The 22247-nt window shown below is 37.6% G+C and carries 20 protein-coding genes; 9 read left to right on the top strand and 11 right to left on the bottom strand.

Annotation, left to right across the window (positions count from 1 at the left end; genetic code table 11):
* Positions 1-253 precede the first annotated feature (253 nt).
* The 3 genes from H9N25_RS23885 to uvrA all read right to left on the bottom strand — a co-directional run bounded on the left by H9N25_RS23885 (position 254) and on the right by uvrA (position 5355).
* Positions 254-1273, bottom strand: a complete 1020-nt coding sequence (locus tag H9N25_RS23885; RefSeq protein WP_167296531.1) for an asparaginase — start codon at positions 1271-1273, stop codon at positions 254-256.
* Positions 1274-1556: 283 nt separating this feature from the next.
* A complete protein-coding gene (locus H9N25_RS23880) occupies positions 1557-2324 on the bottom strand; it encodes a TatD family hydrolase (RefSeq protein ID WP_190327470.1) in 768 nt (255 codons plus the stop codon).
* Positions 2325-2439: 115 nt separating this feature from the next.
* Positions 2440-5355 carry an excinuclease ABC subunit UvrA gene (gene uvrA / locus H9N25_RS23875; RefSeq protein ID WP_190327469.1) on the bottom strand — a complete coding sequence of 972 codons (2916 nt, stop codon included), beginning with the start codon at positions 5353-5355 and terminating at the stop codon, positions 2440-2442.
* Between the two features lie 333 nt (positions 5356-5688).
* On the opposite strand from uvrA, the gene H9N25_RS23870 reads away from it, so the two are divergent.
* Entirely contained in the window at positions 5689-6087 is a 399-nt protein-coding gene (locus tag H9N25_RS23870) for a contact-dependent growth inhibition system immunity protein (protein ID WP_190327468.1), read from the top strand.
* A 159-nt stretch (positions 6088-6246) separates the two neighbouring features.
* On the opposite strand, the gene H9N25_RS23865 is transcribed toward H9N25_RS23870, so the two are convergent.
* Positions 6247-7293, bottom strand: coding sequence for a ferredoxin--NADP reductase (locus H9N25_RS23865; protein ID WP_190327467.1), 1047 nt, complete (start codon positions 7291-7293; stop codon positions 6247-6249).
* Between the two features lie 415 nt (positions 7294-7708).
* Positions 7709-8491 (bottom strand): lytic transglycosylase domain-containing protein, encoded by a 783-nt coding sequence (locus H9N25_RS23860; RefSeq protein ID WP_190327466.1) that lies wholly within the window; start codon positions 8489-8491, stop codon positions 7709-7711.
* Between the two features lie 263 nt (positions 8492-8754).
* Between H9N25_RS23860 and H9N25_RS23855 the strand changes: the two genes are divergently transcribed.
* The 4 genes from H9N25_RS23855 to H9N25_RS23840 all read left to right on the top strand — a co-directional run bounded on the left by H9N25_RS23855 (position 8755) and on the right by H9N25_RS23840 (position 12699).
* Positions 8755-10230, top strand: coding sequence for a pseudouridine synthase (locus H9N25_RS23855; RefSeq protein ID WP_190327465.1), 1476 nt, complete (start codon positions 8755-8757; stop codon positions 10228-10230).
* A gap of 122 nt (positions 10231-10352) precedes the next feature.
* Positions 10353-11462 carry a lactonase family protein gene (locus tag H9N25_RS23850; RefSeq protein WP_190327464.1) on the top strand — a complete coding sequence of 370 codons (1110 nt, stop codon included), beginning with the start codon at positions 10353-10355 and terminating at the stop codon, positions 11460-11462.
* A gap of 18 nt (positions 11463-11480) precedes the next feature.
* Positions 11481-11975 (top strand): SRPBCC family protein, encoded by a 495-nt coding sequence (locus H9N25_RS23845; protein ID WP_167296523.1) that lies wholly within the window; start codon positions 11481-11483, stop codon positions 11973-11975.
* Positions 11976-11979: 4 nt separating this feature from the next.
* On the top strand, positions 11980-12699 hold the full coding sequence (locus tag H9N25_RS23840; protein ID WP_190327463.1) for a phytanoyl-CoA dioxygenase family protein: 720 nt from the start codon (positions 11980-11982) through the stop codon (positions 12697-12699).
* Positions 12700-12874: 175 nt separating this feature from the next.
* On the opposite strand, the gene H9N25_RS23835 is transcribed toward H9N25_RS23840, so the two are convergent.
* The 4 genes from H9N25_RS23835 to tilS form a co-directional block, all read right to left on the bottom strand.
* The gene (locus H9N25_RS23835; RefSeq protein ID WP_167296520.1) at positions 12875-13321 is read right to left on the bottom strand and encodes a KTSC domain-containing protein; all 447 of its coding nucleotides are present in this window, start codon (positions 13319-13321) and stop codon (positions 12875-12877) included.
* A 257-nt stretch (positions 13322-13578) separates the two neighbouring features.
* Positions 13579-14721: an N-acetyl-alpha-D-glucosaminyl L-malate synthase BshA gene (gene bshA, locus H9N25_RS23830; RefSeq protein WP_167296519.1), complete on the bottom strand. Its 1143-nt coding sequence runs from the start codon at positions 14719-14721 to the stop codon at positions 13579-13581.
* Between the two features lie 135 nt (positions 14722-14856).
* Positions 14857-15345 carry a hypothetical protein gene (locus tag H9N25_RS23825; protein ID WP_029282618.1) on the bottom strand — a complete coding sequence of 163 codons (489 nt, stop codon included), beginning with the start codon at positions 15343-15345 and terminating at the stop codon, positions 14857-14859.
* Complete coding sequence (gene tilS, locus H9N25_RS23820) at positions 15346-16677, bottom strand: tRNA lysidine(34) synthetase TilS (protein ID WP_190327462.1); 1332 nt, start codon at positions 16675-16677, stop codon at positions 15346-15348.
* Positions 16678-16756: 79 nt separating this feature from the next.
* Between tilS and H9N25_RS23815 the strand changes: the two genes are divergently transcribed.
* The 3 genes from H9N25_RS23815 (at position 16757) to H9N25_RS23805 (ending at position 20070) form a co-directional block, all read left to right on the top strand.
* Positions 16757-16972, top strand: a complete 216-nt coding sequence (locus tag H9N25_RS23815) for a TIGR04149 family rSAM-modified RiPP (RefSeq protein ID WP_190327461.1) — start codon at positions 16757-16759, stop codon at positions 16970-16972.
* 282 nt (positions 16973-17254) lie between these two features.
* The gene (locus H9N25_RS23810) at positions 17255-17485 is read left to right on the top strand and encodes a hypothetical protein (RefSeq protein ID WP_190327460.1); all 231 of its coding nucleotides are present in this window, start codon (positions 17255-17257) and stop codon (positions 17483-17485) included.
* Between the two features lie 227 nt (positions 17486-17712).
* Positions 17713-20070, top strand: a complete 2358-nt coding sequence (locus H9N25_RS23805; RefSeq protein ID WP_190327459.1) for an OstA-like protein — start codon at positions 17713-17715, stop codon at positions 20068-20070.
* 132 nt (positions 20071-20202) lie between these two features.
* On the opposite strand, the gene H9N25_RS23800 is transcribed toward H9N25_RS23805, so the two are convergent.
* A complete protein-coding gene (locus H9N25_RS23800; RefSeq protein ID WP_167296516.1) occupies positions 20203-20778 on the bottom strand; it encodes a non-canonical purine NTP diphosphatase in 576 nt (191 codons plus the stop codon).
* Between the two features lie 109 nt (positions 20779-20887).
* Entirely contained in the window at positions 20888-21541 is a 654-nt protein-coding gene (locus H9N25_RS23795) for a hypothetical protein (RefSeq protein ID WP_190327458.1), read from the bottom strand.
* Between the two features lie 104 nt (positions 21542-21645).
* On the opposite strand from H9N25_RS23795, the gene H9N25_RS23790 reads away from it, so the two are divergent.
* Positions 21646-22233 (top strand): hypothetical protein, encoded by a 588-nt coding sequence (locus tag H9N25_RS23790; RefSeq protein ID WP_223833510.1) that lies wholly within the window; start codon positions 21646-21648, stop codon positions 22231-22233.
* The last annotated feature ends 14 nt before the right edge of the window (positions 22234-22247 follow it).

Raw genomic sequence — 22247 nt, 5'->3', positions numbered from 1 at the left:
TGGTCATAATTGCAGAAGTTTTACTTATTCCAGGGCAGACCTCTTAGTTTTAGGATACCTCATAGGTTTTTGAAAGGTGGTTTTGCGTTAGGGATTGTAAGGGTTCAGTGCCGATCCTTCATCGGCACCGGAGCGAAGCGCAGCCCTGAAAAGCCTGCCCCTTGCGTAGCTTGGGGAACGCCCAAATCAGTTTGCTGTTTCCAATTTACAGTTTTCGGTTCTAAACTTTTCCAAACCTCACAGGTTTGCGACATTAATCTTTAGTTAGCTCTCCACGAAGCGATTCTTCCATTAATTTGCGGCTTTCTTCTACCGATAAACCTAAGCCCATAACGAACATTAATTTGGTTACCGTAGCTTCGAAAGTTAAATCGTAGCCGCTTAATACGCCCATTTTCAACAGTTCTCTGCTCGTTTCGTAACGGCCCAGCTGAACTGAACCTTTTTTACATTGAGAAATGTCGATAATAATTTTTCCATTCAAAATAGCCTGACGCAAACTATCTAGAAACCATTGTGCCGTTGTGGTATTGCCAGAGCCGAAAGTTTCTAAAATAATGGCATCTACTTTCGAATCTGTTATCGCCTGAACAGCCTGTGGCGTTATGCCAGGATATAATTTCAGCACACCGATGTTCGAATTAAAATTGGTATGCAATTTCAATTCTCCTTTTGGTGCTTTGAGAATGTAATTTCTGTAAAACTGAAGGTGAACACCTGCTTCAGCAAGTATTGGATAATTTGGCGAGCGGAAAGCCTCAAACTTTTCACTATTGTATTTTATAGATCGGTTACCCCTAAATAATTGCGCATCAAAATAAATGCAAACCTCCGGAAAAAGTGCCTTACCGTCTTCTTTGGTCGCTGCAATTTCTAAAGCGGTAATCAGATTCTCTTTGGCATCAGTTCTGATTTCGCCAATTGGAAGCTGTGAACCGGTTAAAACAACAGGTTTAGCCAGATTTTCGAGCATAAAGCTCAATGCTGACGCTGTAAATGCCATAGTATCAGACCCGTGGAGAATAACAAAACCATCGTACTGATCATATTTATGATAAACAAGTTCGGCTAATGTTTTCCATATTTCAGGATCCATGTTTGAAGAATCCAATACGGGGTTGAAGGAATGCACATCTAAATCGTAATCTAAACGGCTCAATTCAGGAACGTTTTCTTTTATCTGCTGGAAATCAAATGGAATTAACATCCCATTTGTAGGATCGTTAACCATACCGATGGTACCGCCGGTATAAATTATAAGTATTTTGGTCATTTGGTTGGGTGAAGGTTGCTCACCGCAAAGAAACTAAAAAATTACAAATGATTGGCCTATATTCTTAAATTAACAATAAAAAAGCCAAAAAACGTTAATATATTGCCAATATAATAAATTTTACACCCATATTTTACAATACAAGAAATTACACACGATCATCATCCTGATCTGATAGCTATCAGTTTTGTTTCAGAACCTGATAAGAAAGATGCCGAACTAAATTCAGTAGGACAATCACGTAGAAAATTGCAGCCGGCGATTTACCGACCAATATGCGCATTTAAATCCCGAAAATTTTCTTCGAATTCTCTGTAGTTACATCTGCAATTTCTTCAATAGGAACACCGTAAATATCGGCCAGTTTTTGGGCAACATAAATCAAATAACTGCTCTCATTTGGTTTGCCACGGAAAGGAACTGGTGCCAAATAAGGCGAATCTGTCTCTAAAACTAAGTTAGCTAAAGGAATTTCTGATAATACCAGATCCAAACCCGCTTTTTTATAGGTAACTACCCCACCAATACCTAAATAGAAATTTAAATCAATGGCTTGTTTAGCCTGAGCTAAATTGCCAGTAAAACAATGAAAAATACCACGCAGTTTTTCGTCTCTTTCGCTTTCCAGAAGTTCGAAAACCTCATCGAAAGCTTCGCGACAATGGATTACAATTGGTAAACCTAAATCTTTTGCCCAGGTAATCTGTTTACGAAAAGCATCTTGCTGAATGGCCAAGGTAGTTTTATCCCAATACAAATCGATCCCGATCTCGCCAATGGCATAAATTTTCCGACCAGAAATACTATTGTAGATTTCGTCTAATTGAGCAAGATAATCTTCCTTCACATCACAAGGATGTAAACCCGCCATTGCAAAACAATTTGCCGGATATTTCGCCACAAGATGATCTATCATGGCAATTGATTTTACATCAACATTAGGCAAAAACAAACGATTAACGTTGTTCTCGAAACAGCGTTCCATCAACTGCGCTTGTTTCTCGGCATCTTGCTCGTAATATAAATGGGTATGGGTATCGGTGAAGATCATGCTTTTTTTTTATAGTATTAAGTATCAAGTTATAGGTATCAAGTAATAAGTATCAGGTATCAAGATGGATTTGTCTGCTCTTGATACTCGGTACTTGACACCTGCACAAGGAATTCTATTTCTTTCCAGCTTTGCTTTTTTTCTGTGCTTTGACTCCAGACTCTGGACTAAGGACTTCCGACTCCTGACCGTATTCCATTTCCTTTTTCAAAAATTTCCCGGTTAAACTGATCGGGTTCTGGATCAAACCTTCTGGCGTGCCTTCGAATAAAATCCTTCCACCGCCAGCGCCGCCCTCTTCTCCCAAATCAATTACCCAATCGGCTACTTTAACCACATCTAAATTATGTTCGATCACCAAAATGGTATTTCCTTTATCAACCAATTCTTGCAATACACCTAAAAGCACATTAATATCTTCGAAGTGAAGTCCTGTTGTAGGTTCATCTAAAATATAGAAGGTTTTTCCGGTATCTTTTTTGGAAAGTTCTGTCGCTAGTTTAACACGTTGCGCTTCACCGCCCGATAAAGTAACCGACGATTGCCCTAAAGTAATATAACCTAAACCAACATCTTTCAATGTTTTGATTTTTCTATAAATGATCGGGATATTTTCAAAGAAATTACAGGCATCTTCGATGCTCATATCCAGCACATCACTGATCGATTTTCCACGGAAACGAACTTCTAAGGTTTCTCTATTATATCTTTTTCCACCGCATTCTTCACAAGGCACCTGCACATCAGGCAAGAAATTCATTTCGATTACCTTTAAACCAGCTCCCTGGCAGGTTTCGCAACGGCCACCTTTTACATTAAAAGAGAAACGGCCTGGTTTATAGCCACGTATTTTTGCCTCAGGCAATTGCACAAACAGATTTCGGATATCAGAAAACACTCCCGTATAAGTAGATGGATTAGAACGGGGTGTTCTTCCAATAGGCGCCTGATCAATTTCAATCACCTTATCAATTTCTTTCAATCCATTAATTTTCTCGTAAGGCAAAGGTTGTTTTTTCGCCCTGAAGAAATGATGATTTAAGATCGGATACAATGTTTCTGTAATCAAACTCGATTTACCACTGCCCGAAACCCCGGTTACGGCAATAAATTTCCCCAAAGGAAAATCTACCGAAACTTCTTTTAAATTATGCCCGGTGGCTTTTACGATAGACAATTTATGTCCATTTCCTTTTCTGCGGTTTTTTGGCGTTTCAATTTTCCTTTTACCATTCAGATAATCGGCTGTTAAGGTTTTCGATTTTAGGATATCTGTTGCCGTTCCTTCTGCAACTACAGTTCCGCCGTGGATACCTGCCCCAGGACCAACATCAATTACCCAATCGGCCTCCAAAATCATATCCTTATCGTGCTCTACCACCAAAACAGTGTTTCCAAGATCACGTAGGTTTTTAAGTGCATTGATCAAACGCTCGTTATCTCGCTGATGCAGCCCGATACTTGGCTCATCGAGGATGTACATGACGTTCATCAACTGCGAACCGATCTGCGTGGCCAAACGGATACGTTGTGCCTCGCCACCTGAGAGTGTACGGGCCGTACGGTCTAAAGTTAAATAAGTTAAACCTACATCTGTTAAAAAACCGATCCTGGCTTTAATCTCCTTTAAAATTTCTTTGGCAATAATATTCTGACGGTCGCTAAGGCGTTCATCAACTTTTTCAAACCACTGATGAAGATTATTGATATCCATCGATGAAAGCTCGAAAATATTTTTTCCATCAACCTTAAAATGAAGGCTTTCTTTTTTTAAACGGGCGCCATGACATTCCGGACAGGTCTTCAGCTTTCTGAATTCGTCCATATCGTCAGATGCTGATTCACTTCTCTTCTCGTTTTGCTCTTCGAGCATTTTAATTATTCCATCAAAAGTGATGTTATAATTCTGAACGTTCCATTTGTTGTATTCTACCTCAACTTTGATCAGATCAGGCGAACCGTTTAAAATGATATTGATTATCTCATCGCTTAGTTTTTCGATCGGTGTAGAAAGCGAGAAACTGTATTTTTTAGCCAAAGCTTTTAATACCTGGAACATCCAAATGTCTCTATATTCGCCCAATGGCGCCAAACCGCCGTTTAAGATACTTAGTTTAGGATTCGGGATCACCGATTCTTTGTCCACCACGAAGATATAACCCAAACCATCACAACGTTCGCAGGCTCCATAAGGCGAGTTGAATGAAAAACTATTTGGCTGGGGCTCATCGTAAGATATACCCGTAGTTGGACACATCAAAAACTTACTAAAATGCGCAACGTTATTGTCTTTGTCACTGATCTTGATTACGCCCTTACCCATTTTCATCGCAGTTTGCAGCGAATCTAGCAAGCGTTTTTTATCTTTCACATCAATAATCAAACGGTCAATCACTACTTCGATATCGTGGATTTTATAGCGATCTACCTGCATTTTAGCGGTAATATCTTTTATTTCTCCATCTACACGAACCTTAACATAACCCTGTTTGCGGATCTGTTCAAAAAGTTCGCGGTAATGCCCCTTTCTACCTTTCACAACAGGGGCAAGAATATTTACGGCTACGCCATCAAATTTATTGAAGATATTCTGCAGAATCTGGTCTTCGCTCATCCGCTCCATCTTTTCACCAGTATTGTACGAATAGGCATCGGCAACACGTGCATAAAGCAAGCGCATAAAATCGTAAATCTCTGTAATGGTACCTACAGTAGAGCGTGGGTTTTTACTGGTAGTTTTTTGTTCTATGGCAATAACCGGACTCAAACCGGAAACCTTATCTACATCCGGGCGTTCCATCCCACCCATGAACTGGCGACTGTAAGCGCTAAATGTTTCCATATAACGGCGTTGTCCTTCCGCGTAAATGGTATCAAAAGCCAATGACGATTTACCGCTACCACTTAAACCTGTTATAACAACAAGCTGGTTGCGCGGAAAACTTACATCTATATTCTTTAAATTATGTACCCTCGCACCATATACTTCTACATCTTTTTGCTCGCCGAGGTCGATAGATTTGTTGCTCATATTTTATTTAAAGTTGGAGGCAAAATCGAGTCTTTAAAAAGACAAAATTTCAATCCGCAAAAATGCTAAAAATTTTATCAAAAAGAAAGTCAAAACCAATCTTGATTAAGGATTAATTGTCATAATGTAGACTTCTATTTCTAAGGAAACCAGAGGTAAACAAGAGAGAGTAAAAGCATAAAAAAATTCGTCCTATCAGATAAACGCGGAGAATGAAGTAACTGTTTTTTATTTCTAGAAAAGATTGAGGAGACAAATTTCATATTCATTAATTAGATCAAAGACTTATATTAGCCTACAAACTAAAGTTAGATTTGGAGCAATTTGATAAGAATGAAAAAAAACAGACAAGAAAAACTTTATAATCAAAAGTCACTTGAAATTTTAGAAAACCTCAAGTGGCCTGACGAAAACGAGTACCCAACTAGTCTTATCAAAAGATGCCATGAGTATAGAAAAATACCGATAAATGAGCTTACTGTAGAGCAATTGCGAACACTAATTAGCCAAGATATAGGCTTAGAACATCTAATACCAATAACAATAGAAATCTTGAACAAAGACATTCTGGCCGAGGGAGACCTCTATCCAGGCGATCTGTTAGAATCAGCACTAAAAATTGACAATGCTTTCTGGACAAACAACATAAATCTTAAAGAGCGGCTTTCTCTTCTGATTGACTTAAATTCTGATAAGATCAGAAGCGAAAACCTTGAACTTAGAAGTTTATAAACTATAACGCAGATAAATTTTACCTTTGATTTTTTAAGCTCTTCACTCAAAGCGGGATCTACTAAACAAATTTAAAAGATCTCTTTACTCCGTTTATCTCCGCTCGAGATGACGATCCGACCCTGAACACCACGCTAACCAATGAACAAATGAACTAACCTACCACTCCAATGTCGTTTCATTCTCCGTTGGGTGCCCGGTACAAACCAAAACCCTGCCTCTTTCCAATTCATCATCGGTAAGCACTTCATTATAATCCATTCTAACACCACCTTTGGTACAATTGGCCACACAGGTACTGCATACACCCCCGCGACAACTATAAGGTAGTTTGATTTTATTTTCAAGCGCAACATCCAGAATTCTTTTTGGCCAAGGAATATCAAGGTGATAAATTTCTCCTTTAAAGTTTAAAATTATTGAGTAAGTATTTTTATCGACAACTTTTTCTGCAGAACCGTCGTCTTCATCCCGCTCATCTTCTGGCAACACAAAGGTTTCTCTTTTAATCTGTTTAATATCGAAGCCCATACCCAGCAAAGTAATCCTGCATAAATCCATATAAACGATCGGTCCGCAGCTATAAAACAGCGCATTGTTTCGATCAAAATGTAAATGCTCTTTGATTAGTTTTTCGATATAGAATTTATTTAGCCTGGCCGTCATTAAGTTCTTGCTGTTGCTAAAAACCCAAACAATCTTTAACCTTTCAGGATATTTTTTTTGCCACTCGTTCAGCTCATCATAAAACAACGCTTCCTCCATCGATCGGTTGCTATATACCAATGTAACCAACGATTTTTTCTCGCGCACCAATGCCGTTTTCAAAATCGAGAATAATGGCGTGATTCCTACTCCTGCTGCGAACAGAAAAAGATCACGCTCCAGGTTTTCATCAGGCAAATAACTGAACATCCCTTGTGGTTCTTGCGCCAACAGAATGTCGTTTACCGAAGTTTTATGGTGCAAAAATCTCGATATTTCTCCGTTTTCCACTCTTTTTACGGTAATGGCCAAAGGTTCATCCACATCAGGAGAGCTATTAAAAGAATACGAACGCCTGATTTCCTTATGTTTCCCCTGAAAAACCAACGAAATAAACTGACCGGCTAAATACTTGGGGTATTGTTGATCTACTTCCTCAAATTGAAAAGTAATATTATCGCCAGGTTGATTTATGATTTTATTAATGCGCAGTTTGAACATAACACAAAGAAAGGAAATTGATTTATTAGTTCAATCGTTCATTGGTCATTAGTTCATCATTAGGGTTTAGGAAAAATACTGGTCAGACAAATTTGTGTTTGATAATAATGAAAAACATATGATAACAACCAATGTATTTAGACTCACATGTGATTAAATGACCTTCTATTTCTTATATGGTAAAACTATTCCGTGTTAATCTGTGCTTCCGTGGCAATAAAATTCATTGGTTTATTTGCAATTGGTTCATTGGTTAGCGTGATGCGGAAAATTTCTGTGTTATCAGTAGCTCCTGAAAAGGTGATTAGCAAAAAATCCAAGTAATCCAACAATCTGTGTAATCACTTTCAAAAAAAAGCGTCCCGATTCAAAAACCGGGACGCCTTACCAAATGCTTGTCTTTATCTTAATTAGGTTATTCGCCGTTGTAGGCCAATAATACTCTCGGTTTTGCGTAACCGTAACGTTTCGGATGTTCCATAATCTGTTTCATGGAGATTACTTTATAAACATAGCCACCGGTTTCGCGGTTCAGCTTCATTTTGTAATAATTATCCTGATTTTGATTATCGATTTGCTTGCGCAGGCGTCCGTCGCCAATGTTGTAAGCTGCAGCAACTAAAGTCCAGCTTTCTAGTCCCTGATACATTTCTTTAATGTATTTGCAGGCAGCGATAGTCGATTTACGCAAGTTATAGCGTTCATCAACATTCCCGTTTACTCTTAATCCATAGGTACGGGCTGTGCCTGGCATAAACTGCCAGATTCCGGCTGCACCTTTTGGAGAAACCCCTTCCGCCATTCCAGATTCGACCAAGGCCAAATACTTAAAATCGTTGGGAATTCCGTAGGCAGCAAGAATTGGCTCAATTACAGGAAACCATTTTGCAGCTTTTGCATGCAATTTATTGGTTTGTGTGTTTCCGTAAGTGTGTGCTGCAAGGATTTTTTTCATTTTGCGTTCTACCTTTTTATCGCCTAATGGCAGGGTTTCATCTGCAAAATTTAACTGTGCCATTAAAGATAGCGGCTTTTCCGCATTTTCAACTTTTAGGCTATCAGATTTGGGTATTGTAGTGTTTAATTTTTCTTCTTTTAAAAGACTTTTTTGTGCTAAGGGCATTTGGTAAGCGAACACTTTTGCCAAGATAAATAGTGTTGCCACTACCGCAAATGGTACGATGTGTTTCTTTAACATTTTCCTCCTTTTTTTGGTGAACTTATATAAAAACGTTGGCAAAGCTAAAAAATAATAAGCACATTATCAAATAGTTACAGAATTACCTGCAAAAATCGCTGTTTAAAGCACTTTAAACAGCGATTTTCAATTTTGATTTTTAACCATTTTTTCTTACTTTAGGGGTTATTTTTTTATCCGATTTTTTCGCTCCGGAAGTTGTTATGTTCAGCTATTTTTTATAAATTTGCAGCCCGCATTTTTAATGTGGTTAAAAGCGTATCATGATAAATAAAAACAACAGGAACAGTCGGGATGACAAGTCCAAACCAGGCAGCCGGAGAACAGAAGGCAGAAGTAATTCGGCCGGATCTGACAGAAGAAGATCAGACGACAAAGACAGCAAATTCAAAAAATCATCCGATTCGAAGGATGGCTTCAGATCTAGAAGCACAGACAGTAAAGATTTCAAATCAAAATCTTTCGGAGACAAAAAAGATTTCAAACCAAGATCAGGCGGACGTGATTTCAAATCGAAAGATTCAGAACCACAGAGTTTCAAATTTGGCGATCGTGAGTTTAAATCAAAAGATACTGGTTCAACTTTAGAAGACCGCGGCTTCAAATCAAGAGGTGATGGATCAAGAGAATATAAACCAAGAACCGGGGATAGAGATTTCAAATCAAGAGAAGGAGGTTCAAGAGATTATAAACCCAGAACAGGTGACAGAGACTTTAAACCAAGAGAAGGTGGAGCAAGAGATTACAAGCCAAGAACAGGAGAACGCGATTTCAAATCTAAGGATGGAGATTCGAGAGATTTTAAACCGAGAACTGGTGGATACAAGGATTTCAAATCGAGAGGTAAATCAGATGGCTTTAAACCAAGTGCCGGAAGCTCAAGAGATGTAAAGCCAAGAGAACCGAAAGATGGCGATATCCGTCCGTTTAGAAAACGTGAAGAGGCACAGCCAAGAGATACAGAATTTAACCGCCCACAGCGTACTGTAATTACCCAAGGCCGCAAAACAAATGAAGATAAAGGCCTAATTCGCCTGAACAGATATATTTCAAATGCAGGCATCTGCTCCCGTCGTAAGGCTGATGAGCTAATTGCTGCCGGGATTATTACGGTAAACGGCGAAGCCATTACCGAATTAGGACATAAAGTTGATCCTGCAAAAGATTTAGTGCGCTATAATGGTGAACTATTGAAGCGTGAAAAGAAAGTTTACGTTTTATTGAATAAACCAAAAGATTACATCACCACTACCGACGATCCGCAGGAGCGCCGTACGGTAATGCAATTGGTTGACAAAGCGAGCCGTGAGCGCATTTATCCGGTAGGCCGTTTAGACCGTAATACAACAGGTTTATTGTTGATGACAAACGATGGTGATTTAGCAGATAAATTATCTCATCCTAAAAACGGGATTACCAAAATTTACAATGTTGAATTGGATAAATCTTTATCGCAAGGTGATTTAAACAAAATTGCTTTTGGTTTAGAGCTGGAAGATGGACTGATCAAACCCGATAACATTTCTTATGTTGCAGGCGGAACCAAAAAAGAAATCGGCATCCAGATCCACAGTGGTAAAAACAGAATTGTTCGCCGTATTTTCGAACACCTGGGTTATAATGTAGAAAAATTAGACCGTGTAGTATATGGTAATCTGACTAAGAAAGACCTGCCACGTGGCAGATGGCGTTATCTTGAAGATCATGAATTGATCCAGATTAAACACTTAATAAAATAACATAAAAAGGCAGCCAATTGGCTGCCTTTTTTGTTGCTTGCTAAAAAGAGGCCATCTTCTGGGTTTTCTGTACCTCCGTAGCCAACTTTCTTTATATTTGTCAAAATCAACATCATCGTTTCATGAAAAAATTTAGTTCATTACTTGCGCTCACCATACTATCTACCTTAACATTTGCTCAAAAAACCAACTACAACCTGATTGTAGGTACCTATACAGCACCGGGAAAAAGCGAAGGGATTTATACTTATAACTTCAATGTTTTAACAGCGACTGCTACTGTAAAAAGCATTGCAAAAAACACCGCTAATCCAAGTTACGTAGCCGTTTCACCCGATAATCAATTTGTTTATGCCGTTAATGAAACCGGAGCTACCAGCACAGTAAGTGCTTTTAAATACAATGTAGTAACTGGCGCTTTAACTTTTTTAAATAAAGTAGATAGCCAAGGTGCCGATCCATGTTTTATTACCGTTGATGCCAAAAATGTAATTGTGGCCAATTATAGCGGCGGCAGTTTGGCGGTATTTTCACGAAAAACAGACGGGACTTTAACTGACGCTTTACAAACGATCAAACATACCGGAAAAAGCATCGATCCTAAAGGCAGGCAAGAAAGCGCACATGTACATATGGTTAAATTTACGCCAGACCATAAATATTTAATTGTTAATGATTTGGGCGAAGATCAAACTTATATTTACAATTATAACCCTACCTCAAAAGAAAAAATATTAACCCTTAAGTCGGTAATTAAAACCACCGCAGGCACTGGCCCGAGGCACATCACTTTTAGTCCAAATGGAAAATTCGCCTATTTAGCACATGAATTTAATGGCCGCATAACAGTTTTCTCTTATTCGAATGGAAGCTTAACCAAAATTCAGGAAATTGGCACTACGCCGAAAGATTTTAGCGGAAAAATTGATGGTGCCGATATCCATGTTTCGGCTGATGGAAAATTTCTTTACGAAACCAACCGTGGAGATGCCAATAGCATATCTACCTTTTCAATTCTGCCTACCGGAAAATTGAAATTCATCGAAACGGTAAGCACGCTGGGTAAAGGACCAAGGAACTTCACGATTGATCCGACTGGAAAATTTCTATTGATCGGCCATCAATACACCAACAACATCGTTATTTTTAGCCGAAATAAAACCACTGGCAAATTAACCGATAGCGGTAAACGCATTGATGTTGGCGCACCAGTTTGTTTGGTTTTTAATTAATCACCTAAAATTAAGCCAATGGAAAACTTCGATTGGACCAAATTCACCATTAAGATTGCTATTAAAGCGAAACTTGAGGATATGTACAATGCCTGGACAAAAGCCAGCGAAATGGAGAAATGGTTTTTATGTGAGGCGGAATTCTCTGACGAAAACAGCGTATTGCTTAACAAAACACAAAACGTATTGAAAGGCGATAAATACAAATGGATCTGGTATCTCTATGATGATATTGAAAACGGAAGCATAACTGAAGCCAATGGCAAAGATCAGCTTCAGTTTACTTTTGCAGGCGAATGTTTGGTCGAGATTAAACTCAGAGAAGAGTTTGAATACGTAATTGTAGAGTTGACGCAAAAGAATATTCCCTTGGATGACCATGCAAAAAGAAATATTCGCTTAGGTTGCCACAACGGCTGGAGTTTTTATTTGGTTAATCTAAAATCTGTTTACGAAGGTGGCTTGGACTTAAGAAATAAGGATAACCGCTTTAAGCCCATGTTGAATAATTGAAGTGATGGATTTAGCGGTTAAGGAAAGAGAAATTCGCGAATTAGGATTTTCGGTGGTAGATGATGTATTTACAGATCAAGAAATTGAAAATATCCTAGCGGCGATTAACAGGGCAGATTCTACAAAAGAAACCTTTAGAAAATCGGACGATCTTTTTGCCATACGTCAATTTTTAAAAGAAGTTCCAGAAACAATAGATCTTATTTTCAATCACAAACTCAAACATATCTTAAAAGAGGTTTTTGGCGAAGATTATTTTCTTGTCAAATCGATCTATTTCGACAAACCAGAAACCTCAAATTGGTTTGTTTCCTATCATCAGGATTTAACAATTTCAGTTAATCAGAAAGTGGAAATAGCCGGATTTGGCCCGTACACCAACAAACACAAGCAGTTTGCTGTACAGCCTCCGCTTGATATCCTCGAAAGCAATTTCACCATACGCATCCATCTCGACGACACCAACGAGGAGAACGGCGCATTAAAAGTAATTGTCAATTCGCATAGTAAAAGCATTTACCGTCCCGAAACAATCAACTGGAATGTAGAAAAAGAAATAAGTTGCAACATAAAAAGAGGCGGGGTGATGATTATGAAACCGCTGCTCCTGCACAGTTCGGGCAGAACAACTAACAATCAAAAAAGAAGGGTAATTCATTTAGAGTTTAGCAACAAAATATTGCCAAAGGAATTAAAGTGGTCTGAATATTTGAGTTTAATGTGATAGATACTGGACAAGTTCAATACAATGGAACTCACCCGGCGATCGTCATCCTGAGTTTAACTCAGGATCTTATAGCATGATAGATACTAAAACAAGTTCAGTATGACGAGCCGAAAAAACTAAAAAAATGGCCCCGATTTTCATTGGGGCCATTCAAATACTATACTGTCGCGTATTATGCCGGTTCTGCAACCCTGGCTACATTGCGATACGGGAATTCATTAAAGATATGTCTGCGGGCAAAACGGCCTGGAGAATCGGCGTTAACCAATTTCACGTAGATCGCTTTTGGCACATCGAAATATTCGTAAGCACTTCCGTCAAAAAACTGGATATTTAAAACCTGTTGTTTGTATTCGAAGTCCTGAATATTCGATAAGGTAATAGTCTGCGTATACGTTTCGATATTCTGTTCACGTGTTTCAGGCGCAATACTTACCAGGAAATGGTAAGCTTCGATAATTTCTTTACTTCTAGCTTCTGCATCTAATTTCTCTTCTTCCTGCTGAAATTTATCAGGGTGACAATCTTTCATCAATGTGCGGTACACAGATTTAAGCTCTTTTAACTCAGCATTTTTATCTACACTCAAAAGCTTTCTGTAATCAACTATTTTCTTCATTTGGGATAACCTCTTTTTTAATTTCGTTGAAATGATTTTAAGAATCTTTATCTACCAAACCGTTTCAAGCCGCAAAGATACGATTTATAATCATTTGATTTTGAGAAAGTTTAATTTGTTAAATATTGTTAATATGCATTATCAACTAATGCAGCTCAATAGATCTCTTAATGCTCAAATTATCTACACAAAAAAAAGTTTTGCGATGCAAGCACGGCAAAACTTTTTTATAAAATTTGATATGGACTAATTAGCGGCTAATATTTAGCTTGCAAAGAGTTTTCAATTACTTCCTTATAATAGCTAACATAAATTGGTAGGATCTTTTTCAGATCAAAATCCTGTGCCCTTGCAAAAGCATTTTCTTTGAAACGGTTCAGTGTTTCATCGTCTTTTAATATTTCAATGGCATGGGCTGCCATCGCATCTACATCTCCAACATTGCTCATGTAACCACAAAATCCGTCAACATTAAGCTCTGGCAAACCTCCGGCATTTGTAGTAATTGCCGGCACTTTACAAGCCATTGCTTCTAATGCTGCCAAGCCAAAACTCTCCGATTCTGATGGCATTAGGAAAAGATCTGAAACGGATAAGATCTCTTCTACTGCATCTTGTTTACCTAAAAACCTTACATTTTCACAAATATTTAACGATCTGCAAAGCTGCTCATCGTAAGCACGCTCAGGTCCATCGCCTACCATTAAAAGTTTTGATGGAATAACAGCCTGTACTTTTTCGAAAATCCTAATCACATCAGCCGTACGTTTCACCTTCCTGAAATTACTGGTGTGGATTAAAATGCGTTCGTTATTTGGTGCAATTGCTTTTTTGAAGTGTCCTTTTGCCTGTAAACTGAATCGCGAAAAATCTATAAAATTTGGGATTACCTTAATTTCTTTCGTAATCTCGAAGTGATTATAAGTATCTTCTTTTAAATCTTCCGACACCGTAGTTACACCATCGCTTTGATTAATAGAAAAGGTAACCACAGGTTTGTAGGTTGGATCTTTACCCACCAAAGTAATATCGGTACCGTGCAAAGTAGTTACCACCGGAATATGAATGCCATAACTTGCCAAAATCTGCTTCGCCATAAAAGCAGCAGAAGCATGTGGAATGGCATAATGAACGTGTAATACATCCAATTGTTCAAAACGGACAACATCTACCAGTTTGCTGGCCAGAGCCGATTCGTAAGGCGCATAATCAAAAAGTGGATAATCTCTTACCGAAACCTCGTGATAAAACAGGTTGGCAGAAAAGAAATCGAGCCTTGCGGGCTGACTATAAGTAATAAAGTGAACCTGATGACCCTCGTTAGCAAGTGCTTTACCAAGTTCTGTTGCAACTACTCCACTACCGCCAAAAGTGGGGTAGCAAACAATTCCTATCTTCATTGTACATGTATTGTTGTTATCGCAAATGTACCCGATTTTAATCTATAATGCATGTCGGCTTATTGCAATAAAAAAGATGAGATATTGAGTAGAGATTTTATAAGAGATTAGAGGAAAATTATTGCAATCCAATTATTATTTGAGATTTCGCATTTCTTCTTTTATTACAAGGAAAAGTTCGTTAGGCCTTTGGGTACCAATAAAATATTCTAAGCCATCGCGATCGGTTAAAACAACCGCATCTTTACCAGATGAATAAAAACGGATCGTACCTTTTGTGTGCAGGTTGTAAACCGGATTATTGAAAAAATAACGGCTGTAAGTTGCCTTACGAACGTCAACAATACTGTTCAGGTCAATCTTAACACGTTTGGTTGTCCAAAGACCATCCAAGATCATGCTACCATTATCTACCACAATTTTGTACTGGATAAGGAAAAGCAAAAGCATCGAAACACCGATGATCCCGAAGCCTACAACAAGGAACAAATCTTGCGTATTGTCACGATCGCGCTCATAAACGTAGGCTGCAAAACAGAACGCAGCCATAATAAGCCTAATGAAAATACGAACATAATCACGGCCGATGTACTGTTTTTCGATATAGGCGTATTTGCTTTCCACTTATTTAATTTTGAGTTCGAATATAGCAACTTTTTTTGTTGCTGTAGTTAATTTATATCGGTTATCCTGTCGCATACCAGCAATCCAAACAATTTCGCCATTGCCGTTAACCAAAATCGGTGTAACGCTTTTCAAATGTAGGGGAACTTTCTCGTCGATAAAATAATCGCTTACTTTTTTGGGATTACGCATGCCCAATGGAATAAATTTATCTCCATTTTGCCAATTCCTCAATATCAAAGGGAAAATTAATTTATCAGCATTTACAAATGCTTTATTCGAATTAATTTCGAATTTCACTTCATCTGTAAACCTCAGCGAAATTTCATCATTGGCAAAAACAATGTTTTCTGTTGTTGGATGGATAAACTGGTTAGCGGTAACTGATGTGTTTTTTTCAACAATAACCAGATCACTTCTATTGATAATGGCCTGATGTGTGGCACTAAAAAAATGTGTACCACTTAAAGCCTTTAAACTATCTAAAATTTCCTGCACTACATTTTCGCCAAAATTAAAAGGCTTAAGTAACTCGTAAAGCAAGAGCTTTTGTGGGTTTAATTTCGAAACTTCTTCCAAAGGGATATAAATGCCATCATTCCTTTTATTTAGGATTTTATTTGAAAGTTTCTGAACCTGGATATTTAAAAAAACCTCCAACTCAGCAAAGCGTACGATATTTTCGGCAAATGTTTTTTCGAGATTAGGATTAATTTCCTGCAAATGCGGAACTACCTGCAGTCTGATTTTATTCCGTGTATAATTCGTGCTTGCGTTCGAGCTATCTTCTACAAAATTGATATTATTAATCCTTACTATTTCATCAATCTGCTGCCGGTTTAAAAAGAGTAAGGGTCTAATCAGTAAATCACGTTTAGGTAAAATACCATGCAGTCCACTAATGCCTGTACCACGGGTAAGGTTAATGAGTATGGTTTCTACCGCATCGTTCTGGTGTTGGGCCAGTGCAATATAATCGTATCCTTCTTTACACCTAATTTCTTCAAACCAGTTATAGCGCAGATCGCGTGCGGCCATCTGGGTAGAAATTTTATTTTCGGCGGCATATTTTTTGGTGTCAAAATGCGTTACATAAAAAGGTAATCCTAAATTTTTGGCCAATAGTGCTACAAAACTTTCATCACGTTGTGCTTCATCGGCTCTTAAATTAAAATTACAATGGGCCACACCAACATCAATGCCTATTGCTTTAAACAGATGCAACATTAATACCGAATCTTTTCCACCACTTACGGCCAAAAGAATCTTGTTAGCCCGAACAAACAGCTGTTGCTGTTCAATAAAATCCTGAAATTGTTTTACGGGTAACATCCATCAAAAATATTTAATTTTGATGATATAAACCCATATTGTATTTTTAATAAATATTTTTAATTTAAATCTATCAAAAATGAAAAAATTAACATTAAAATCAAATGCTTTTAGCCACGGTGAAGTATTAACAAGAGCAGAAATGAAAAAAGTTAAAGGTGGTCTTTACAAATGTTGGTGTACAGGCTCACCAGGAAGTTATTTGTACGCTAATAACTCTGAGGATGCACAGAATTTAGGTTCGGTAATGTGTGGCACCGAGGTGACCTATGAATGCGAGAACCAAACTGTATAACACTTAAATGGGTATATAGCATGGCCATAAAAAGCCCATGCTATAATTATATTTCATTACATAAATAGTTTAAGTAAATTTGGCTGTGCAAAAACTATTTATCTTTTTATTCATTCTAATCAGTCCAGTATTTTTATTCGGTCAGCAACCCGCTTCGAAGATTAAAATCATTTCTTACCAGCACATCGCAGGCGATATGAAAAAGAAGGCCACTTATCTTAATTTTGATAAAATTAAATGATTCTTGTACATTTAATAAAATAATATTTAAATTACGTAAAAATGAAAAAATTAACATTAAAGCCAAACGCCTTTGAAAAAGCAGAAGTGTTATCAAGAACTCAACTGAAAAAAGTCATGGGAGGCCTTGAAAACGGAAGTGGAAGTGGGGATTATATGTGCCAATGCGATGGTCAGGTCGCGATCTTATGGAGTGCACAAGCTTCAATTGATTGGGTAAATGCAAATTGCTCTGGACAATATCAATGCGATCAGTTACCCAATCCACAATAAAATAAATTAAAATATGCCTAGCACTCACTTTGTGCTAAGCATATCTAGATAATTATTGGAATCCCATCTAGAAACTGCAATCGAAGAAACATCCCAAATGAAATATTTGACTATTGTTCAGGATTACATTTGGAGTGTAGCCAAGCATGTTGATAAATAATTATCATTTTTTTTACGAACTACTATTAACTAGTTGGATTAATAAATAAAAATCTGATATTTGCTTAGTGCAAAAATTATTTATTCTTACTTTCTTAGTTTTTTCCCCCATAATTCTTTTCGCCCAAAAGCAAGGGAGTAAAATTAAAGTCATTTCATTTGCAAAAGTTTTTGTTATAACTAAAGATAATAAGACTCTTCTAAAAAACCCAATTTTCCAGCAAGACAATGCCACTTTAACTTGCGACAGCGCCGTATTTTATAGCGAACGGAACTATTTTGAAGCTTTTAAAAACGTTCATATCAACCAGCTTACCACCGATATTTATTCAGATCAACTGGAGTACGATGGCAATAAAAAACATGCGCATTTAACCGGAAATGTGAAGATGATCGATCCAACATCGATTTTAACGACTAATATTTTAGATTATAATACCTTAAGTAAGATAGGAACTTATACCAGCGGTGGCAAAATTGTAAACAAGGAAGTAACGCTGACCAGCAAAAATGGCTATTATTTCAGCAACTCGAATGATGCCTATTTTAAATATGATGTAGTTGTAGTTACGCCACAGTCGACGATAAAGTCGGATACCATGAGCTACAACACGCAAAGTAAATGGACTTTCTTTTACGGACCAACCAATATCAAAGGAAAAGACGATAATCTTTACACCGAAAATGGCCAGTATAATACCATGACAGAAGATGCCTTTTTTGGGAAGAAAAACCTTTATACCCAAGGCACCAGATCTTTAAAAGGTGATAGTTTATATTATTACGGCAAGAAAGGCATTGGCAAGGCTGTAAAAAACATTGTTTTCTCTGATACGAAGGATAAAATGAAAATGTTCGGCGATTTAGGTTATTACTACAAACTAGATCAGCGGACGTTGGTTACCAGAAATGCCTATTTAGGAATAGGCACCGAAGATTCGGTAATGGTGAAGAATAAAAAAAGACCTGATAGTTTGTGGTTGGGTGCTGACACCTTAGAAACCCAAATGGTACTGCAAAAAACCTTAAAGTTAATACCTAAAATTTCCATTAAAGCCGACAATCAGGTTGGTGAAGATGATGAAGATGGTGGAAAAAAAGAAAAAGGGGAGCCAAAATATAAACCTGAAGCTGAATCAGCCCAAAAAGAAGACAGAAATAAGCGCAATGCTAGAAATAACAAGGCCGACAAAAAGAAAAAGAACAAAGGCGATGCCGAAACAGAAAACCAGCTTAACCTGAAAGATAAAAGCATTGATAGCTTAAAATCGAAAGTAGACTCACTTGGCAAGGGGCTTCCTAAGCTTAATTTGGATAGTTTACAAAAGGGCAACCTTTTAAAGGGAAAAGCCGACTCTATTATCAAAAACCTACCTAAACTTAAAACAGATAGCCTAAAAAAGTTAGCTAACAAAACCAGTTCTATTATAAAGGATGCATCGAAAACCAAAATTGATAGTTTACAAAAAAAGATAACAAAATCTGGCGTTAAAGATAGCTTAACAAAAGTTTTAGGAAACTTAAAACCCGGAGTATTAAAGACTGATACTGCCAAATTTAACCCGGCTGATACTGTTCAAACGCGTATCATTAAAGCTTACCACGGTGTTAAAATTTTTAAAACGAATATACAGGCCAAAACCGACAGTCTGTTTTATACCAGTGCCGATTCTACTTTACGTTGTTACAGCAACCCGATCATCTGGTCAGAAGGCTCTCAACAGGTTGGCGACACGATATTTGTTCAGTTTAAGAATAAAAAATTAAATAATCTACAGGCATTTAGGAATGCATTTTTAGTAAATACGCCAAAAGATTCATTAAGGTTTAACCAGATAAAAGGAAGGTTAATGACGGGTTTCTTTACCAACGGAAAATTCAAGAACCTATATGTAGATGGCAATGCCGAAAGCATTTATTATACCCAGGATGACAGCACAAAGGTGTACAAGGAAATGAACCAAACCTTAAGCAGCAGGATAAAGTTCATTTTTAAGGATAAGGAAAATGCCATCGAGGAAATTGTTTATATCAAGGGAATAGAAGGGGCTTTGAACCCCGAAAATACGATTGCAAAAGATCATGTATTAAAAGGATTTTCGTGGAAACCTACTGAACGCCCAAAATCAAAAAAAGATGCAATAGGCTCTTCGGGCAAACCTAAAGCCAAGGTCAAAACGGTTGTGGGTAAAACTGTAACTGGTGCCAAAACCACAGCGCCGGCAAATAAACCGTCAACAACGGCAACTGCAGTTAAACCGAAAATCACATTGGGAAAAGACAGTTTGAACCTGGATAAGAAGATGCCTCAAGCTAAACCGGCAGATACCACTAACTTTGGCATTAAACCCATCCTACCGAAAAAAGACTCAGTACAGGTGAAAAAAGATGCTGTTCAGGTGAAAAAGACGGGCGGTAAAATGTAGTTTTATTCTTATAGTCGTCACCCTGAATTTATTTCAGGGTCTACGTGGCCTGTAAGATGCTGACCACATAGTAGCTACAAGACAATTGAAAACACTATTCTACTTGTAAAATAAATTCAGCATGACGACACCTCAAATACCCTTCAAAAACGCCAACATCTTTTTTAGTGCAATGGCCCGATGGCTGATTTTATTCTTCTCGGCCATGTCCATTTCAGCAAAAGTAATATCATAACCATCTGGCTGGAAAATAGGATCATAACCGAAACCTTTCGAACCTGATAAGCCTGCTCTGATGGTTCCTTCTATTATACCTTCAAAAATATGGTTTTTACCCTCTTGCATTAAAGAGATCACCGTTTTAAACCTAGCTTTTCTATTGGGGTTCCCTTCAAGCCTAGCCAAAACCATTTGAATATTTTCTAAACTATCCCGGCTGCCAGAATATCGGGCGGAGTAAACGCCAGGTTCGTTATTTAAAGCCTCAACCTCCAAACCGCTATCATCTGCAAAACAATCTAAATTAAAATGTTCAACCACGTAGCTGCTTTTTAAAGTTGCATTGCCTTCAAAGGTATCAGCAGTTTCAGGGATATCAACCAAACAACCAATATCTTCCAGATTTAGCACTTCGTATTTACCTTTAAGTGCAGCGCGTATTTCTTCAGTTTTATGTTGATTATTAGTAGCAAATACAAGTTTTTTCATTGTAAGAAGGGTAAAAGGTTTAGGGTTTAAGGGTTTTGGAGCAGCATTAAAATGCCATTATCTCAGCACTTTATGCTAACTCTCCATACTTGATACGCTTGCGAAGCTGCTATTTAATTTTCTGAAGGTGCCCCCAAAGTGTTTTCTTAGCAGTTAAATCACTATCAAGATGATGGAGGTTTGGAGCAAAGATAATTCTTGTGGTTTCGTGAACGATGATTTCATTCTGCCAGGTGAGGTTCAGTTTCAGTTCGGCAATCTCTACTCCAAAAGATAACATAATAGCAGGTTTAAAAAACCGGTGCAGTTCTGCAAAATCTGTTCCGCTATAATTTGAATAATTTAGAATAGCAAAATCGGGCGTACCCAAATCAACAGCTTTAACAATTTTCCGCAACAGTTCTCTGCCTTGCTCGGTGCTTACATCATGCTCACTATCGTTTACTAAAATGAGCACAGATTTTTTATTTCCACCTAAAAATTTAAACGTTTTTTCGGGTACTGGTTCGGCCATAATATGCGGAATTTCAGGAGCTTGTGGATAAACTTTAGGTACATTTGTAGAATTAATCCCTGGAATTTGTGCTATTTCTGGTTTTAATACAGGTTCTTTTACTTCAGTAACAGAAACATTTTCGACAACCAAAACAGGCTCTGGATTACGCAAAGGCAGAATTTCTACGCTTTCATCCTTTACTAAGAAAACCTCTTCAGTAAAAAATAAACGTAAAGCGTTCGCATTGTTGGTAACCTGGTTTTCCATTCGTATTTTTGTTGGATAATAATTTCTGTTAAAATTAGTTAAATATCTTATAATAGCGTCGCTAATTGTTACTTTTATCCCTTAAAATTTATAGAGTGCTCTGCGTGAAGAAAGCTTACTGCTTATTTGTTTTTAGCTTTATTTATAGCATTTCGTTTGCGCAAAACGTTGCTGTGGTAAACGGTAAATCAATAAGCGTTAAGGAATTTATGTGGGCATACAAAAAAAGCCATAACGGAAACGTTAGTGCTGCGTACGACACTTTACAAGCCTATTTAAACTTGTATATAAATTTTAAGCTCAAGGTTTTAGATGCCCGGGAAATGGGATTGGATAAAAACGCAAGCTACCAGGAAGAAATTAAAACTTATGAGGATGCATTGGCCACACATAAAAAAGTTGGAGTCAGTAGCAAAGATCAAGATTTCTTGTTGAATGAATACCGTGAAGGGGTTTTAATGTTCAATATTTCTGAACAAAAAATATGGAACAAGGCACAGGAAGACGAGCAGGCGATAAATGAATTTTACATCAAAAACCGACAAAATTACAATAAACCTTTAAGCGAAGTTAGAGGAGAGGTAGTGGCCGATTACCAACTAAGTTTAGAAGAAAAATGGCTAAAAAGCCTAAAACAAAAATATCAGATCAAAATTAATGAAAACGAGTTGAAAAAGCTTGCCAAGTTATAACCAACCTGATTTTT

It is taken from the genome of Pedobacter riviphilus, from assembly GCF_014692875.1.
Lineage (GTDB): Bacteria > Bacteroidota > Bacteroidia > Sphingobacteriales > Sphingobacteriaceae > Pedobacter > Pedobacter riviphilus.
Note: the sequence above shows the minus strand (reverse complement) of the source record. Positions and strands in the feature narration are given on the sequence as shown.